Raw genomic sequence first — 19,354 nt, 5'->3', positions numbered from 1 at the left:
ATGAAAAATAGTATAACTTTATTGGTGTTAGTTTCGGTAGTTTTATTTTCCTGTAAGAAAAAAGAAAACGAACCTACAACAGACGAATTAAAATCGGATATTCCTCAAGTAGAGCAATCAGCAACTCAGGAATGTTATGAATATGTGCAAGGAAAAGATACAATTCAGGCAAATTTTTTGGTTCAAAATAATGCTATTAGTGGTGATTTGTACTACAAATTGTATGAGAAAGATAAAAATACCGGGAAAATCACAGGAACTATTAATGGTGATACTTTGTTGGCAGATTATACTTTTATGTCTGAAGGAATTAAATCTGTAAGGCAAGTTGTATTTTTAAGGAAAAATAAATCTTTAATTGAAGGTTCTGGAGAAAGTGAAGAGAAAGAAGGCAAAACTGTTTTTAAAGAAACAAAAAAAATGAATTTTACATCAAATATAATTTTAAACGAAATACCTTGTAAATAGATAAAAAAAAATACCATTCAGAGCTGAATGGTATTTTTTTTAAAGATTTTTTTTATAGGTTCTTCTTCTCCTAAAAATTACAGGATCAAAGTGTTTCCATATTTGATGAATAGCAGTGTTTTCTTCTAGTTCTGGAGTTCTAATACAGTTTTTAATTCCTTTTTCTGTAAATGTATTGTAACATTCATTAAAGATTATTGCGGTTACCCCTTTGTTTTGATATTCGGGTAAAACGCCAATTAAGTAGAATAAAACGTCTTTACTTTCTCTTTTAGCTTTTAATAAATGATAAAATCCAAAAGGGAATAACTTACCGTTTGCTTTTTTTAATGCTTCAGAGAAACTTGGCATTACAATACTAAAAGCTACCATTTTATCATCTTTATCTAAAACAAATTTGATGTATTCTGGATTGATAAAACTTATGTATTTTTTTTTGAAATATTCCTTCTGAACGTCTGTAATAGCTACAAACGAAGACAAACTTGCATACGATTCATTAAAAACATCAAACATCTCATCAACATAAGGCATGATGTCTTTTGTTTTGGTGAAATTAACTGGTTTAAGTTGATAACGTTTCTTAATTAGCTCTTGAATTTTAAAGAAAAATTCAGGTTTTACATTTTCAAAAGGAAATTTGTTCTCTAAATATTCTTTTTCTTTAACGTATCCTAATTGTTCAAGATGTTCTTTATAGTAAGGATAATTGTACCAAGTTATCATTGAGCCCATTTCATCAAAACCTTCGGTTAAAACACCAACTTTATCAAGATTTGAAAATCCCATTGGACCTTCAATATATTCCAAATTGTTTTCTCTTCCTAATTCATATACTTTTTCAAGTAATGCTTTTGTTACATCTATATCATCAATAACGTCCCACCAACCAAAACGAACTTTCTTTTTTTGTTGGTCGTTTACTTCATCCCAATTGATGATTGCTGCAATTCTTCCTACTATTTTATTGTCTTTGTAAGCCAAATAAAAATAAGCTTCAGCACTATGAAATGCAGGGTTTATTGTTTTATCAAATGTTTCTAAATCATCTTGTATTAATGGCGGAACCCAATAAGGATGATTCCTGTATAATGAAAACGGAAACTTTACATAGTCTTTTAATAACGCCTTAGTATTGGCTTCAATTATTGTAATCATTTTTAATTATGGTTTTTCAACTTGAACTTCGTCTAGACGCTTTTTCTTTTTATCTTTTTCTTTATCTTTTTTACTCTTGTCTTTCTTTTTATCACCTTTTGGAGCTCTAATCATAACATCTTTGTAATTAGTTGTAGAACGCCATGAAAGTCCAAATCCCGCAAATAAAAAATCAGGTGTTGTTTTGAAGTTTTTACTCACATAAGCATCAATTTGAAGGTTTTCATTTACTAAATAAGCTGCTCCTGTAGAGAAAAACCCATCAGCATAGTAATCTCCTTGAAGTCCTTTATTTTCTAGATAGGCTGACCATTTATCGTTAAATCCTTTGGTTAAAGTTGCGATATAACCAAGTGTTTGATTGTTAGTTCCAACTTTATCAATAAAAACATTGGTCACAAAAACCCAAGCTCCAGGAAAAATTTGTTGAGTAATCAACATACCTTTCGGACTAACTCGACTTATTTCCTCACCACCAAATAAAAACGGATTGGAGCTAAAATTCAAATTGGCACCAGCATAAACAGAAACAGCAGGAATCAATTGGCGCCATTTGAATTTATGATTGGCTTTCCAACTGTATATATTTACTTTCTCTTCATAATTTTTAAACGGATCATAAACCAAATATTTTAAACCAAGTGTTGACGATTTCAGTCCTTTTCTATTGTATTCTGTATAATCATCAGCAATATATATATCGTTTTGATAATTAAGCTCTAAAATAGCTTCAAGTTGTTCTTTGAAAAAACCATATCTAGCATTAAAATCTCCACTGAATCCAGAAGCACTATAATCTAAAATACTATGCTTTTCATTAACATAACTTAAACCAGATTCAATTTGAATGACAGTTTTTCCAACAGCAAATGCCGACATAGACTCTCCAGGACGATTTGAATTAATAACATCTGTGTGTTGCGCATTAATTTTTGAAACTGATAATGAAAGGATAAAAAGAGCAAAAAGATTTATTTTCATTTTATGTGAGTTTGCTATTTTGATTTAGAAATTCAAATGTACTATTAATTTATTATTTATTTAAGAGCTAATGCTAATTTTGAATGTGGGAATTTAGTATTTTTGACAAAATTTTAATTTTATGCAGGAAGCAGGTTTACCAACATTGGTAAGAAATTTAATTGTGATTGTGGCAATTTATTATATTGTTAAATTTTTAGCACGCTTATTCTTGCCAGTTATTGCTAAAAAAGTGGTTGAAAAAGCAACCCAACAGTTTCAAGAACAAGCACAACAACAAAATCAACAATATCAAGATAATTTCAATACATCAACAAAAAGCGACAAGCCTCGTGAAACAAAAAAAGTTGGTGAATATATTGATTATGAAGAAGTTGATTAAAAAATAATTAATTGTTTAAAGATGGAATATTTAAAATCAGACACCTAATATCCAATATCAAAATCTAATATTTAAAATGAAGCAACTTCAAAAATTATATCCTCATATACTTGCCATTTGTGGTTTTGTTCTAATTGCGTTAATTTATTTTTATCCTGTATTGCAAGGAAAAAAGATATCTCAATCAGATATTGTTCAATATACGGCTATGGCTAAAGAGCAAAATGACTTCAGAGCGTCTGAAAACGCTGAACCCTATTGGACCAATTCCGCTTTTGGAGGAATGCCAACTTATCAATTGGGAGCTAAATATCCAAATGATTTTATTGGTCATATTGACGATGCTTTACGTTTTTTACCACGTCCAGCTGATTATTTGTTTCTCTATTTCTTAGGTTTTTATGGATTGATGCTGGTTTTGAAAATAGATCCATTAAAAGCTTTTTTCGGAGCTTTAGCTTTCGGATTTTCTACTTATTTGATAATTATTCTTGGCGTTGGACATAATGCTAAAGCTCATGCAATAGCCTACATGCCATTGGTTGTTGCTGGTGTAATAATGGTATTTCAGAAACGATTTTTCTATGGAGGAATGTTAACCATGTTTGCCGTAGCATTAGAAATCAATGCCAATCACTTTCAAATGACCTACTATTTGTTGATAGTTCTTATTGCTTTAGGAATTTATTATTCTTATAAGTTTATTAAAAATAAAGAGTTTAAACCTTTATTAAATGTTGTAGGAACTTTTGCAGTTGCGCTAATTTTTGCAATAGGTTCTAATGCAACTGGTTTACTAGCAACAAAAGAATATGCCGATTTTAGTACTAGAGGAAAAAGTGACTTAAAATTACAACCAGACGGAACTAAAAAAGTAAGTACTTCTACATTAGATAAGGAATACATCAATGAATATAGTTACGGAATTGCTGAAAGTTTTAACTTAATTGCACCAAGACTTTTTGGAGGAGGAAGTGCAGAAGAGCTTGATGAAAACTCTGCAGTATACGATTATATGTTAAAATATGGAGCATCAGAAGGAGAAGCTAAACAGTTTACTTCCTATTATGCAAGAACTTATTGGGGTGAACAACCAAGTGTTGCTGCACCAGCCTACATTGGAGCGATAGTTTTCTTTTTGTTTGTTTTGGCAATGTTTCACGATAAGAGAAAACTTAAATATGTTTTTCTAGTAGGAGCAATCGTTTCATTAATGCTTTCTTGGGGAAAAAACTTTTCAATAATCACTGATTTATTTATCGATTACATGCCAATGTATGATAAGTTTAGAGCGGTTTCATCTATTCAAGTTATTTTAGAATTGTGTATTCCTATTTTGGCTGTCATGGGACTTCATTCGTTTTTTACAACAAATAAAGAAAAACAGTGGAACAGTTTATGGAAAGCTGCTGGAACATCATTGTTATTGATTATATTTCTTAACATATCTAAGTTAGAACATTTGCCTGGTCTCTTATACACATTTTCTTTGTTTTTACTAGTAATAAGTTCATTTGGGTTAATTTTTTACAAGTTTTTTTATAAGAAGACAATCAAAAATCTATCAATGATTTTGCAAATTATTTTGGTTTTTTCATTGATATCTATTTTTGTTTTTAGTGTTACAATTGGGAATATTGATTTTGTAGGAGCAATGGATGGCGATTTACGCCAAATGTTGAGTCAAAGTCAAGATAAATCGTTTGGAATTGGTTTTATAGATGCTGTAAGAGCCGATAGAAGAACTATGTATTCGGCAGATTTACTTCGCACTGGATTTTTTATTGTGCTTGCAGTTTTGGTGCTTTGGATGTACACCAAAAATAAAATGGCTCAATCTACAGCGATTATTCTTGTTGGAATTCTTATGGTTTCTGATTTGTTTTTTGTAGATAAAAAATACGTTAGTAGTAGAGATTTTGTAAGCGCAAGAGAAGTGGATGTTCCATTTGAAGCAACAACTTCCGATATGCAAATTCTTCAAGATACAACACATTATAGAGTTTTAGAAGTTGAAGGAAATTTATCAAGTGCTCGTGCGTCTTATTTTCACAAATCAATTGGTGGCTATAGTGCTGTAAAACCAAGAGCAATGCAAGAATTATTTGACTATCAAATTGCCAAAAACAACAAAGAGGTAATTGATATGTTGAATGTAAAATACATCATCCAAACTAACGATAAAGGAGAAGAATTCCCAACCTTAAATCCAGATGCTAACGGAAACGCTTGGTTTGTGAATGAATTGAAAATGGTTGAAAATGCAGATGCTGAAATGAAAGCTTTGGAAAAATTTGATTCAAAAAAAGAAGTGATATTTGATAAAAGTTCTGACATTTTTGGACCTTACAAGAAAATGCCTTTTAAGAATCAAAGTTTTGTAAAAGATTCAACAGCTTCAATCAAACTTACATCATACAAACCAAATCATCTTAAATACGTTTCAAATAATACAAACAATGGTTTTGCAGTGTTTTCAGAGATGTATTACAAGAATGGTTGGATTGCAACTATTGATGGAAAAGAAGCACCAATTTTAAAAGTAAATTATGCCTTAAGAGGATTAAACATTCCGGCTGGAAATCATAAAATTGAATTCAAGTTTGAGCCTCAAGTTGTCAAAACAGGAAGTACAATTGCTTTAATTAGTTTTATTGGAATGATGTTGCTTTTGGTTGGTGGGATTTATTTAGATAGAAAGAATAAAGTATAATATTTAAAGCTAATTTTTTGTAAATTTGATTATTACAATAAAAATGAAAGCAACTAAATTAAATCATGCTCATCCTTCTAAAATGGAAGAACGTTACATTGATGAGATTAGAAAAATGACGCCTCAGCAACGTTTTGAAAAATTGATGGCTATTATTGAGCTATCTTATCTTTTAAAAACAGCCAAAAAAATATCAAAGTAAGTAAATGAATAGTCAAATAATTGAAATTTGGAAGTATTTTTCTTTGAACAAAGTCAAATATTTGACCATTGGTGGTTTTGCCGTAAACATATATGGTTACGGAAGAAATACAGGTGATATTGATATCTTTATTGAAGATTCAATTGAAAATCGCGAGAATTTACAGGAAGCTTTGAAACAATCAGGAATTGGGGATTTTGAAAATATAAAGACTATGCAATTTATTCCTGGGTGGACCGATATTTCCTTAAATTTTAATCTGCGATTAGATATCATGACTTCTGTTAAAGGTTTAGAAAATCACGATTTTCAAGAATTACTTGATAAAGCTTATGTTACTGAAATTAGTGGAATTCCTGTCTACTTTTTAGATTACGAAAACCTTATTAAAGCAAAAAAGGCTACCAATCGTCCAAAAGATATTTTAGATATTGAAGAGTTAGAAAAAATTAATAAAAACTCTAATTTATAATTTTGGAAACAGGTCAAAAAAAACTTTTAATCATAACCTACTATTGGCCTCCAGCAGGTGGACCAGGTGTGCAACGTTGGTTAAAATTTGTAAAATATTTGCCAGATTTTAATGTTCAACCTATAGTTTATATTCCTGAAAATCCAACTTATCCTATTGTTGATGAAGGTTTAATTAGTGAAGTTTCGGATAAAGCAATTATTCTGAAAAATAAAATATTCGAACCTTATCAATTAGCTGGTTTTTTATCCAAAAAAGAGACCAAAAAAATAAGTTCAGGGATTATTCCAGCAGCTAAAAAGCAAAGTTTTGTTGAAAAAATGATGCTTTGGGTTCGCGGCAATTTATTTATTCCTGATGCGCGTAAATTTTGGGTAAATCCTTCAGTAACTTATTTAAAAAAATACATTCAAGAAAATAATATTGATGCTATTGTAACTTCTGGTCCGCCACATTCATTGCATTTAATTGGTTTGAAATTAAAACAAGAATTAGGAGTGAAGTGGTTTGCCGATTTTCGTGATCCTTGGACAACTATTGGTTATCATAAAGCATTAAAATTATCTTCATTTGCAGATAAAAAACATAAAGCATTAGAACATCAAGTTTTAAACACTGCTGACACTATTATTGTTACAAGTAAAACGACAAAAACAGAATTTCAAGCCATTACTAATAAACCAATTGAAGTAATTACTAATGGTTATGATGTTGAAAATGTTCCAAATCAAACTTTAGATGAAAAGTTTACTTTGGCACATATTGGTTCGTTTTTATCTGATAGAAATCCTAAAATTTTGTGGGAATCTTTAAATGAATTAATCTCTGAAAATGAATTGTTTAAAACTCATTTTCAATTGAAACTTATTGGTAAAGTAAGTCAAGAAATATTGGATTCAATTTCAGAATTTAAATTAGATTCTTATCTCAATAATTTAGGTTATATTTCTCATTCAGAAGCGATAAAACATCAAAAAGCATCGCAAGTTTTGTTACTGATAGAAATTGATTCTGAAGAAACTAAAAGTATTATTCCTGGAAAATTATTTGAATACATGGTTTCTGAACGACCAATAATTGCCATCGGACCAAAAGATTCTGATTTTGCAGAGATCATTACGTCAACTAATACTGGTGTTTTCTTCACTTACAATGAAAAAGAACGTTTGAAAAATACAATTTTGTCTAATTTTGATTTATATTTAGAAAAGAAATTACAAGTATATCCTGTTGGTTTGCAACACTATTCTCGAAAAAATTTGACTGAAAAACTCGCAAAACTTATAACTAGTAATTTGTAACTTTAAATGGGAATCGTAATCAACCAATCGATTAAAAATGTTGTCATTACCTATATTGGTTTTGGAATTGGTGCAGCTAATGCCTTGTTTATGTATCCTCATTTTTTGGGCGAAGATTATTATGGATTGACAGGTTATATTCTTTCTACTGCTAATGTTATTTTTCCTCTTTTGGCATTCGGTGTTCATAATACTTTGATTAAGTTTTTTACTCATTACAAAACCGATGACGATAAAAGTTCGTTTTTAACTTTTGTATTAATATTACCACTTTTGTTAATCATCCCGTTTTTACTAATTGGATTTTTTGGATACGATTGGATTGCTACTTTTTTATCAAAAAAAAACCGAATTGTATATGATTATGTATGGCAAATTCCAATAATTGGACTTTGTATGGGCTATTTCGAAATCTTTTATGCATGGGTAAAAGTGCATTTGCAATCGGTTATTGGTGGTTTTATTAAAGAAGTTTTGTTACGAATTTTTATTTCAATTTTTTTGTTTGCCGTTTATTTCAAATGGATTACACCACTTGAATTTATTAATTCATTAATGGGAATTTATTTGATAACTACTTTGGTAATGTTTTTTTATGCCATGAAAGTAAGGCCAATTACTTATAATTTCAAAATACCACATAATAGTAAAGAAGTTTTTATTTATTCCTTGTTTATAATTTTATCGGGAAGTATTGCAAACATGCTTTTAGATATTGATAAAACAATGATAAATCAATATATAAAAATTGAAAATATAGCTTATTATACTGTAGCAATTTTTATTGCGACCGTTATTGCAGTTCCAAGTAGAGCAATGCATCAAATTACCTATCCAATAACTGCAAAGTTGATGGCAGAAGATAAGCATAAAGAATTAAATGAGCTTTACAAAAAGACTTCTATAACATTACAAATAATAGGAGGATTGGTTTTAGTTGGCATATTAGTCAATATCAATCAAATGTATTTGCTATTGCCTAAAAATTATAGTACTGGAATTTTTGTTGTTTTTACTATTGGAATTTCAAAATATTTCGATTTGATATTAGGTAATAATAATGCTATCATTTTTAATTCTAAATATTATAAAGCAGTTCTTTTTTTGGGATTATTACTAGCTTTTTTAGCGATTTCACTGAATATGATTTTTATACCAATATATGGAATTAACGGAGCTGCAATAGCAACTTTAATTTCGATTACACTATATAGTATTGCAAAATTACTTTTTGTGGTATTGAAGATGAAATTATATCCATTTTCCAATCAAACTTTATATTGTTTAGGGGTTTTGATAGCAACATTCTTTCTCTTTTACTTTTGGGATTTTTCTTTTAATCCTATCGTAAATATTGTTTTGAAATCTATTTTAGTTTCGTTTTTTTATATTTTTATGAATTACAAATTAAATCTGTCTTCAGATTTTAATAATGTTATGAACTCAATTTTGAAAAAAGTTAGATAGATTTTAAAATAAAATAGATTCTGAATCAAGTTCAGAATAAAAAAATCCTGCTTCATCTTCCCAGAATCCGCAGGATTTAAACAAACCTAACCAACCAATCAATCTTTTATTCTTTATCTTCTTTAGTAGCATCATCTTCTACTAAAACTTTTGTTCCGTCTGTTCTGTAATAGTAGTGACCGTTTCCACTTCCGTTATTACCGTTTCCGTAAGTTGTTGCAGTAGCATTATTATTGTAAATAAAACCACTATTTCTTTTCACTTGACCAATCATATCGATTATTTCACCACGACGGTTGTATATAATTTTCATTCCGCCAACTTGTGTAAGAGCAAATCTGTTGTATCTCATATATACTGAACCAATTCTACTAACTCTATCTCGGCTATCGTAGTTGATGAAAGTGTTTCCAACTCTACGAACTCTACCAAAACTATCATGCTCAATTAAGACACCAAAGTTTACTGGATTGGTTCTATTTACTTCAGAAGTTCTCTTTCCTGCTAATCTATAGTGATGGTCTCCTTGAGAGTCATCTGGACGTGTATTAAAATCAAAGTCTCCATTGGTAAAAACGAAAAACTCAATGCCTCGTTCTGTAAATGAAATTGGTTCATCAAAATTACAACTTGTGGTTGTGTTGTGATTGAAACTTCTTGTTTCTTGTGCAATTGTTACACTTGTTGTTAACAAAATGCTTGCTAATAATAAAGTAATTGTTCTCATAATAAATCGTTTTAAAGCTTTTGCTTACTCGTTCGATTTTCAGCTTCTTCGATCAGATAATCTTTCTGATGTTTAGTACATTTCAAGATGTGTGCCAAAGCTATTATAATGATTTGTCAACGATTTGTTAATGATTTTTAAGCTATTGAAAAACAATTCATTATTTGGTTATTTCTTCATTAAAAATAATTTAGGAAGTATCCAAAATTTTATTACTTTTGATGCCATTATCCAAATAACTATCATTTTTTGTTATGAATTTCACAAAAAGAAACCTACTATTGTTCGTTTTTACATTAGTATTTACTACCAATTTGTTTGGTCAAACGTTTGAGCAAGCTTATGCTAATGTTGTAAATCAATGTTCTCAAAGTAACATTACTACCAATTTAACCCAATATGAAGCTTTGGGCGTTAAGAGAAGAGGAACTCCAGCTTTACAAAATACTTTAGATTGGTTGAAAAACAAATATTTAAGCTATGGCTACACTGCTAGTCAACTTCAAGAGTATTCCTATACTTATGCTGGTTCTACAGCTGTTTGTAAAAATTTAGTGGTTACCAAAATTGGTACAGTTTATCCAAATACATTTCTAATAGTTTGCGGACATTATGATTCAATTGTAGGAACAGGAACAAATGATAACGGAAGTGGCGTAGTTTCTATTCTTGAAACAGCTCGATTATTGCAAAACATTCCAACTGAGTATTCTATAAAATTCATCAATTTCAGCGGTGAAGAAGATGGATTGAAAGGAAGCCAGAATTATGTTTCTGCAGTTGTAAACTCTACTACACCAAAAATGGATATTCGTTTGGTTTTTAATCTAGACGAAGTTGGTGGAGTAGCCGGAATGGTAAACAATACTATCACTTGTGAACGTGATACTTCATCACCAACAGTGAACAACGCAGCGTCTAGTGCCTTTACTAATCAATTAATAACTTGTGTTGGATTGTATTCTCCATTAAATACATTTTTAGCATCGGCTTACGCATCAGATTACATGTCGTTTCAAAGTAATAGCGATATTATAACTGGTTTTTTTGAGAAAAACGAGACTACACACAAGCATACAGCAACCGATTTATTAGTAAATATGGATCCTGTTTATAATTACAATGTTGCCAAAGCTACAATTGGAGCAACAATGCATTTTGCCAAAGCAAGTACAACAGTTTTATCATTGGATGCTAATAGTTCTGATTTTAATGTAAGTTTCTTTCCTAATCCAACAAAGGACACGTTAAACATCAATTTAGGGTCGATTACAGAGACTAATTATACTTTTTCTTTAATAGATATCAACGGAAAAGAAGTCTTGAATGAGACTATTAAAAATGCAAAATTCATTGAATCTATTCCAGTTTCCAATTTGTCTAAAGGTATTTATTTAGGTGTTCTGAATGTTGGAGAAAAGAGAATTACTAAAAAAGTAGTTATAGATTAATAAAAATGGCTTCTAAATTTTTGAAGCCATTTTTATTATAACTTCTCTTTCAGATATTTCCCAGTAATTGATGCTTTATTTTTAACAACATCTTCAGGAGTTCCAGCAGCAAGAAGTAAGCCACCATTTTCACCACCTTCAGGACCTAAATCGATAATCCAATCGGCACATTTTATTAAATCTAAGTTGTGTTCAACAACAATTATTGAATGTCCTTTATCAATTAAAGCATCAAAAGAAGCTAATAGTTTTTGAATATCATGAAAATGTAATCCTGTTGTTGGTTCGTCGAAAACAAATAATGCTTTGTCTTTAGTGTTTCCTTTTACAAGAAACGAGGCTAGTTTAATACGTTGCGCTTCACCACCAGAAAGAGTAGAAGAAGATTGCCCTAATTGAACATAACCTAAACCAACATCTTGCAAAGGTTGTAATTTCTGCATAATCTTAGCTTGTTTGTGCTCGCTAAAGAACGAAATAGCATCATCAATGGTCATTGTTAGAATATCATCAATGTTTTTTCCTTCAAATGTTACTTCGAGAATTTCTTTTTTAAATCGTTTTCCGCCGCAAGTCTCACAAGGTAATTCAACATCGGCCATGAAAACCATTTCTACATTAATAGAACCATCACCTTTACAAGTTTCACATCGTCCGCCATCAACATTGAAAGAAAAATGTTTAGGTTGATAGCCACGAATTTTTGATAATTTAGTTTTAGAAAATAAATCGCGAATATCATCGTAAGCTTTAATATAAGTCACAGGATTAGAACGTGAACTTCGTCCAATAGGATTTTGATCCACATATTCAATATGATGAATTCTATGATAATGTCCTTGCATATCAGAGAATTGACCGGCTTTTTCACCTACGCCTTCTAATCTTTTTTGAATGGCAGGAAATAATATTTTTTTAACCAAAGTACTTTTTCCGCTTCCAGAAACTCCAGTTACAACAGTCAAACACTCTAAAGGAAAACGAACATCAAGATTCTGTAAATTATTTTCTCTAGCTCCAAGAATATCAATATATGTACTCCATTTTCTGCGTATTCTTGGAACTTTTATTTCTAACTCGCCGTTAAGATATTTAGCCGTTAAGGAATCTGATTTTAAAATTTCATTAAATGTTCCTTGTGCTACTAAATTTCCACCATGGGTTCCAGCTTCTGGACCAATATCTATAATCATATCGGCTTGTTTCATGATGTCTTCGTCGTGTTCAACAACGATTACTGTATTTCCTAAATCACGAAGATTTTTTAAAACACCAATCAATAATTCAGTGTCTTTTGGATGCAATCCGATGCTTGGTTCGTCCAAAATATACATCGAACCTACCAAACTGCTTCCTAAGGAAGTGGCTAGGTTAATTCGCTGTGATTCACCACCAGATAGTGTTGCCGAATTCCTGTTTAAGGTCAAATATTCTAATCCAACGTTACTTAAGAAAGCCAATCGGCTATTGATTTCCATTAAAAGCCGTTTTGATACCGTTTTATCATAATCTGACAATTGCAAATCAGAAAAAAATGGAATTAATCTTTTGATTGATAAATCAACTAAATCAGAAATAGTTTTTCCACCAACTTGAATATAATTGGCTTCAATTCGTAAACGTTTTCCTTTACAAACATTACATTTGGTTTTACCACGATAGCGTGAAAGCATCACACGATTCTGGATTTTATAGTTTTTTTCCTCTAATTCCTTAAAAAAATCGTTTAATCCTTGAAAATATTGATTTCCTTTCCAAACCAAATCTTTTTGTTGTTCAGATAGCTCATAATAAGGTTTATGAATAGGAAAATCAAACTTGTAAGCTTTGTTTACCAATTCGTCTCTATACCAGCCCATACTTTCACCACGCCAAGGATAAATAGCATTTTCAAAAACTGAAAGTGCAGTATTTGGAATAACTAAATCTTCGTCAATTCCGATGATATTTCCATAACCTTCACAAGTTGGACAAGCACCATAAGGATTATTAAAACTAAATAAATGAACGTTTGGTTCTAAAAAAGTCATGCCATCCAATTCAAAATTGGAACTAAATTCCAAACAAATGTTATTTGACAAATCCTGTAAATAACATTCGCCTTTTCCTTCAAAAAAAGCGGTTTGAATAGCATCTGAAAGACGATTAAAGAACTCTTCTTCATCTTTAACAATAATTCTATCAATAATTAATAAGGTATTTTTACTGGTAAGTTTTGTTTTAATAGTGTCTAACTCATCCAAACGAACCATTTGACCATTAATAAGAACTCTTGCAAAACCTTGTTGTAAAAGAACTTTTAATTTATCTTCTAATTTTCTTCCTTGTTCTAAATGAATAGGAGCAAGAAGTAGCCAACGACTTTCTAATTCGAATGTTTTTACTTTATTGATTACATCAGAAACAGTATCTTTTCTAACCTCGTTTCCAGAAACAGGAGAAATTGTTTTACCAATTCTAGCGAAAAGCAATTTTAAATAATCATAAATTTCAGTAGAAGTTCCAACTGTTGAACGAGCGTTAGTTGTATTTACTTTTTGTTCAATAGCAATCGCAGGTGCGATTCCTTTTATATATTCAACTTTAGGTTTGTCTAAACGTCCTAAAAATTGCCTTGCATAGGAAGATAAACTTTCTACATATCTACGTTGACCTTCGGCATACAAAGTATCAAATGCTAATGATGATTTCCCTGAACCAGAAAGTCCAGTTATTACAACCAATTTATTTCTTGGTATAGCAACATCAAGTGACTTTAAGTTGTGAATTTCAGCACCTTTTATTAAGATGTTCTTTTTAGGTTCAAGTTTAGAAAAATCTTTTGTAATCATAGCAAGATTAGAATTTTTGCAAAGATAATGATTTATGAAATGAGAAATAGTATAATCTAGTTAGTAAAAATTGTAGAATGTCAATTTGATAATAATGTTTCTTTCATTTTTTTATGATTGATTTTGTGATATTATCAAAATTGTATATAAATTTTAATGTATTATAAATTTTTTAAATTGTCATTTTAATGTTTTAATGTTAAAATTGCCTATACATTAACTCAACATTATTATTATTATTAGAGTTTTCAATATGATTGTTAAATACTAAAAAATAAAGGTTGTGGTATTTATTTCAAACGATTTAGTAATTTTTTTTTTTGTATAGTTTTTATATAGTTAACAAAGAATATTTGTTTAGTTTAAATTGTATATTTGAAATATTCAAAAAATCAATTAAAATTCACATTATGAAAAAAATTACTTTACTTATTGCATTAGTAACATGCACATTTGGTTTTTCGCAAAACTTAATTACCAATGGTAATTTTGAGAGTGGAACTACAGGTTGGTCTGGAAACCAAGCAGCTCCAGGAAATATTGTTACCGATTCGGGTAACAGTTATTTTTCACACAATGTAGTTGCTGCAGGAAATCCATGGGATGCCAACTTAAGTTATGTATTGAACATTCCAACTGCGGGTGTAAATTACAAGCTTACTTTCACTGCTTGGTCAACTGCTAATCGAGTTTTAACAGCAGGTATTGGTTTAAACCAAGATCCATGGACGAACGTTAATCAAAATGTAAATTTAACCTCTACTCAACAAACCTTCATTTTAAATTTCACTTCTAATTTTGCTAGTCCAACAAGTAGAATTATTTTTGATATGGGACAGGCTATGGGCTTCGTTAATATCGATAATGTTATTTTAGAGATTGTCGCTACACCGCCGCCAACATTACCATTAATTCAAAATTTTGAAGCTCCAATTTCTTATATTGATGTTGTTGGATTTGAAGGTGCTTCTGCTGCAATTACTACGGATCCTGCAGCTGGTGCTTCAAACGGAAATGTTTTACAAGGTACTCAAGTAGTTGGGGGAAATCCATGGCAAGGTATTGAATTTAAGCAAACACTAAAAAAAGCAAAACTTACAACAAATAAAACTATGCAAGTTGATGTTTACGCTTCACAAGCTTTTAATATGTTAGCTAAAGTTGAAGTTGGTGCTCCAGCATCAGCTACTTCTCAAGCATACACAACACCAGGACAATGGCAAACTTTAACTTTTAACTTTGCTGTTCCTATGGACGGAACCGGTGCTGCAAATGGAGAATATGAAAAAATTATCTTTTTTGGTAACTGGAATGCTACAAATACTGGATTTATAACTCCACCTTCAAACTTAGTATTTTATATAGATAACATAAGAGCCGAAGAAGCAGCAATAACTCCACCACCATCAGACCCAACAGTAGCTGCACCAACTCCTCCAGCTAGACCAGCAGCAGATGTTATTTCTTTGTTTAGTGATGCTTATTCTAATATTGGAATTACGGAATGGTCAACTTCATGGGATGATTCAAATGTTGCAGATCTTTCTATTGTAGGAAATGCTACTAAAAAAATCACTTTTGGAAACTTTTTAGGAGTGCAATTAGCTGCATATCAAAATGCAACTGATTTTACTCATTTCCATATGGATTATTATATTAATCCTGGAACTGATTTAATTGGAAAGGTTATCAACCCAAAATTTTCAAATCATGCTGCTCAAGCTGGTGAGACTTCAGCATTGTTATTAACTCATCTTCCTACAACAACTGGATCTTGGGTTTCTATAGATGTACCTTTAACAGCTTTTGGTGGAGATCAAACTAGAGGTTCTATTTATCAATTTTTAATTACATCTAATCTTGGTATTCTTTATGTTGACAACATTTATCTTCATAAAAATACGGTTTTATCTAATGCAAATTTTGAAGTATCTACTTCTAAAATGTATCCAAATCCTACAAAAAATTCATTTACTATTGAAGCAAAAGGAATTATTCAAAACGTATCTGTTTTTAATATGTTAGGTCAAGAAGTGTTGTCTATTAATCCAAATGATTTATCTGCAACTATTGATTTATCAGGTTTCCAAAATTCTATTTACTTGGTAAAAACAAATATTGATGGAAATGTAACTACTTCTAAAATAATTAAAGAATAAGTTTTATAATTAGTCAGTTTTAAAGCACGTCTATTGGCGTGCTTTTTTTATAAAAAAATTTATATATTTAACAACATATAATTTTTATCTAATGAATTTAAGAAATAGTTTTTTTATTTACACATTGTTTTTAAGTTTCTTATGTTTTTCACAAGAGTTACCACCAATTATTAAATATAATTCTTCTGTATATAACGCTGGAAATCAAAATTGGATGATTTCTCAAGATAATAAACACTTTGTTTATTTTGCAAATAATGAAGGTTTACTTGAGTTTAATGGCTCAACATGGAATTTGTATAAATCACCAAATGAAACAATTATTCGTTCTGTAAAAGTTATCGGGAACAGAATATATACTGGTTGCTACATGGAATTTGGTTTTTGGACAAGAAAAAGTAATGGACATTTAAACTATACTTCATTAAGTAATAAAATTAAATCAAAAATTCTTGATGATGAGCAGTTTTGGAATATCATTAGCTACGATCAATGGGTTGTTTTTCAATCATTAAATAAAATTTATATCTATGATACTAAAACTAATACTTTTAAAATAATAGTTCCAAAAAATGGGGTTTTAAAATCTTTCAAAACCTCAAATTCAATTTATTACCAAACCACAGATTATTCTTTATTTGAAATTGAAAACGGAGCAAGTAAGTTGATTTCTAATAATTCAATTTTAAAAGGAAATAAAATTGTTAATATTTTTTCTATAGATGAAGGGCTTTTAATTCATACTCAATTTAATGGTTTTTATAAGTTAATAAACGGTAGTTTATTTAAATTTAATGCTGAGGCAGATTCAGAAATTGCTGCAAGTAGCATTTACAGCAGTCAAATTCTTTCAGATGGGAGTTTTGCAGTGGGCACCATATCAAATGGTGTGTTTATTGTTACAAAAGAAGGAAAAGTAAAATATCACATTACTCAAAGTAAAGGTCTTTGTAATAACACTGTTTTATCTTTAATGGAGGATGCTGAAAAAAATCTTTGGATTGGCTTAGATAACGGAATCAATTGTATCAATCTACAATCACCAATAAAGAGTTTTACCGATGAAACTGGAATTTTAGGTACAGTTTATACTTCTATAGTTTACAATCAAAAATTATATATTGGAACCAACCAAGGTCTTTTTTGTAAAGATTATTTAAATGAAGAAAAATTCAGATTTGTTAAAGGCACTAAAGGACAAGTATGGTCTCTTTTTGTTCATGACAACACACTTTTTTGTGGTCATGATTCTGGAACTTATGTGATTGAAAATGAAAATTCAAAATCAATTTTTTCTCAATCAGGTACATGGAAATTTGAGAGTGTACCTAGTAATAATAATTTGATAATTCAAGGAAATTATTATGGACTCTCGGTTTTAGAGAAAGTAAATAGTCAATGGATTTTTAAGAATAAGATAGAAGGGTTTAATTATTCTTCTAAATATTTTGAAATTACAACTCATAACGAAGTTTATGTCAGTCATGAATACAAGGGAGTTTTTCGTTTTCAAGTTGATAATAGCTTCAAGAAATGTTTTAAGTTATTTGCTTACACCAATCCTCCAAAAGGAAAAAATGCAGGATTAGCCAAATTTAATAATGCAATATATTATGCTTTTAAAGATGGAATTTATAAGCTAAATGAAAAGACTAAATTATTTGAAAAAGATAATTCATTAAGTAGCGTTTTTGATAATGATGAATATAATTCAGGTAAATTAATTTTAGATAATTCCAATAAATTATGGCTTTTTTCTAAAAATTATATTAATTACTTTACAATCAACAAGTTAAATACAAGCTTAAAAAAGAATGTCATTTCAATTCCTTCTACATTAACAAATTCTATGTTAGGCTATGAAAATATTTCGCAATTATCAAATTATCAATATCTAATAGGTACAACAGATGGTTATTATGTCATCAATATTAATGATTTAAGTACAAAAAGTCATAGTGTGTCAATTACTGATTTAAGTATTAATAAGTTAAATAATAAACAAACAAGTTTTACTTTGTCCGAAGAAGGAATCTTCGATTATGACGAAAATAATGTAACTTTTAGTTATACTGTACCAGAATATAATAAATACATTTATGCAGAATATCAATATCTTTTAGAAGGTTTTCAAGAGGAATGGAGTGAATGGAGCGCCAAACCAATGGTTAATTTTAAAAATCTTCCTCCTGGTGATTATATTTTTAAAGTTAGATCGAGGATTTCAAATGCTGCAAATGATAATTTAGCAACTTACTCATTTACTATAAAAAAACCATGGTACGCTACTAATTTTGCTATTCTAATTTATGGTTTATTAATCATTTCATCATTAATTTATGTTAATAAGCTTTATAAAAATTATTACAACACTCAACGTGAAAAACTAATTGAAGAAAATAATTTATTGTTAGAAATCAAAGAACTGGAAAACGAACAACAATTAATGAAAATTAAGAACGAACAGTTAGCTCAGGAATTTGATGCTAAAAATAAAGAATTAGCTGTTTCTACAATGAGTTTAATCAAAAAAGACGAATTGTTATCCTTAATTAAAGACGATTTGAAGAAATCCTCAGAAGAAAGTAATAATAGAAGTATCAAATCTGTAATTTCAACCATTACAAAAAACATTTCTCAAGAAGATACATGGAATGTATTTAAAGAAGCTTTCGATACCGCCGATAAAGACTTTTTAAAGAAGATTAAACAAGCGCATCCTTCACTTACTCCAAACGATTTACGTCTTTGTGCTTATTTAAGGTTAAACCTTTCATCTAAAGAAATTGCTCCATTACTAAATATTTCTGTGCGAAGTATTGAGATAAAACGCTATCGTTTACGAAAAAAAATGGATTTGCCTCATGAAAAAGGGCTTGTTGAATATATTTTATCAATTTAATCAATAAAATTTACACCAAAACACCTATACATTTCCTCAACAAAAACATTTGATTTAGATTTTTTCACTTCAATAATTGTCAACTAATAGAGCTTTTTTCGAATGTTTTCAATGATAAATTAACAACTATACAATTATTT

Annotated in this window: 14 protein-coding genes; 10 read left to right on the top strand and 4 right to left on the bottom strand. The window is 29.7% G+C overall.

Annotation, left to right across the window (positions count from 1 at the left end; all coding sequences use genetic code 11):
• Complete coding sequence (locus ABD771_RS07030) at positions 1-468, top strand: hypothetical protein (protein WP_345092655.1); 468 nt, start codon at positions 1-3, stop codon at positions 466-468.
• A gap of 39 nt (positions 469-507) precedes the next feature.
• Here ABD771_RS07030 and ABD771_RS07025 read toward each other — a convergent pair whose 3' ends face one another.
• Both ABD771_RS07025 and ABD771_RS07020 read right to left on the bottom strand, forming a co-directional pair.
• On the bottom strand, positions 508-1,626 hold the full coding sequence (locus ABD771_RS07025) for a GTP cyclohydrolase (protein ID WP_345092652.1): 1,119 nt from the start codon (positions 1,624-1,626) through the stop codon (positions 508-510).
• Positions 1,627-1,632: 6 nt separating this feature from the next.
• A complete protein-coding gene (locus ABD771_RS07020) occupies positions 1,633-2,607 on the bottom strand; it encodes a transporter (RefSeq protein WP_345092650.1) in 975 nt (324 codons plus the stop codon).
• Between the two features lie 121 nt (positions 2,608-2,728).
• Here ABD771_RS07020 and ABD771_RS07015 point away from each other — a divergent pair, with 121 nt between their 5' ends.
• From ABD771_RS07015 to ABD771_RS06990, 6 genes are all read left to right on the top strand, one after another.
• Positions 2,729-2,989, top strand: coding sequence for a DUF4834 domain-containing protein (locus ABD771_RS07015; protein WP_345092646.1), 261 nt, complete (start codon positions 2,729-2,731; stop codon positions 2,987-2,989).
• 76 nt (positions 2,990-3,065) lie between these two features.
• Entirely contained in the window at positions 3,066-5,702 is a 2,637-nt protein-coding gene (locus ABD771_RS07010; protein ID WP_345092643.1) for a YfhO family protein, read from the top strand.
• 43 nt (positions 5,703-5,745) lie between these two features.
• Positions 5,746-5,904, top strand: a complete 159-nt coding sequence (locus tag ABD771_RS07005) for a hypothetical protein (protein ID WP_345092640.1) — start codon at positions 5,746-5,748, stop codon at positions 5,902-5,904.
• Positions 5,905-5,908: 4 nt separating this feature from the next.
• Positions 5,909-6,376: a nucleotidyltransferase gene (locus tag ABD771_RS07000; RefSeq protein WP_345092637.1), complete on the top strand. Its 468-nt coding sequence runs from the start codon at positions 5,909-5,911 to the stop codon at positions 6,374-6,376.
• 2 nt (positions 6,377-6,378) lie between these two features.
• Positions 6,379-7,677 (top strand): glycosyltransferase family 4 protein, encoded by a 1,299-nt coding sequence (locus ABD771_RS06995; RefSeq protein ID WP_345092634.1) that lies wholly within the window; start codon positions 6,379-6,381, stop codon positions 7,675-7,677.
• A gap of 6 nt (positions 7,678-7,683) precedes the next feature.
• Positions 7,684-9,144 (top strand): lipopolysaccharide biosynthesis protein, encoded by a 1,461-nt coding sequence (locus ABD771_RS06990; RefSeq protein ID WP_345092631.1) that lies wholly within the window; start codon positions 7,684-7,686, stop codon positions 9,142-9,144.
• 106 nt (positions 9,145-9,250) lie between these two features.
• On the opposite strand, the gene ABD771_RS06985 is transcribed toward ABD771_RS06990, so the two are convergent.
• A complete protein-coding gene (locus tag ABD771_RS06985) occupies positions 9,251-9,871 on the bottom strand; it encodes a hypothetical protein (protein ID WP_345092628.1) in 621 nt (206 codons plus the stop codon).
• A 254-nt stretch (positions 9,872-10,125) separates the two neighbouring features.
• Between ABD771_RS06985 and ABD771_RS06980 the strand changes: the two genes are divergently transcribed.
• Positions 10,126-11,322, top strand: coding sequence for a M28 family peptidase (locus ABD771_RS06980; RefSeq protein ID WP_345092627.1), 1,197 nt, complete (start codon positions 10,126-10,128; stop codon positions 11,320-11,322).
• Between the two features lie 35 nt (positions 11,323-11,357).
• On the opposite strand, the gene uvrA is transcribed toward ABD771_RS06980, so the two are convergent.
• On the bottom strand, positions 11,358-14,153 hold the full coding sequence (gene uvrA / locus ABD771_RS06975; RefSeq protein WP_345092624.1) for an excinuclease ABC subunit UvrA: 2,796 nt from the start codon (positions 14,151-14,153) through the stop codon (positions 11,358-11,360).
• A gap of 410 nt (positions 14,154-14,563) precedes the next feature.
• On the opposite strand from uvrA, the gene ABD771_RS06970 reads away from it, so the two are divergent.
• Together ABD771_RS06970 and ABD771_RS06965 are read left to right on the top strand one after the other, a co-directional pair.
• Positions 14,564-16,312, top strand: a complete 1,749-nt coding sequence (locus tag ABD771_RS06970) for a T9SS type A sorting domain-containing protein (RefSeq protein ID WP_345092621.1) — start codon at positions 14,564-14,566, stop codon at positions 16,310-16,312.
• A gap of 91 nt (positions 16,313-16,403) precedes the next feature.
• A complete protein-coding gene (locus ABD771_RS06965; RefSeq protein ID WP_345092618.1) occupies positions 16,404-19,214 on the top strand; it encodes a helix-turn-helix and ligand-binding sensor domain-containing protein in 2,811 nt (936 codons plus the stop codon).
• Positions 19,215-19,354: the final 140 nt, after the last annotated feature.

The organism is Flavobacterium chungnamense, from assembly GCF_039539165.1.
GTDB classification, from domain to species: Bacteria; Bacteroidota; Bacteroidia; order Flavobacteriales; family Flavobacteriaceae; genus Flavobacterium; species Flavobacterium chungnamense.
The sequence above is the reverse complement of the archived record's forward strand: the minus strand, read 5'-3'. Positions and strand labels throughout refer to the sequence as shown.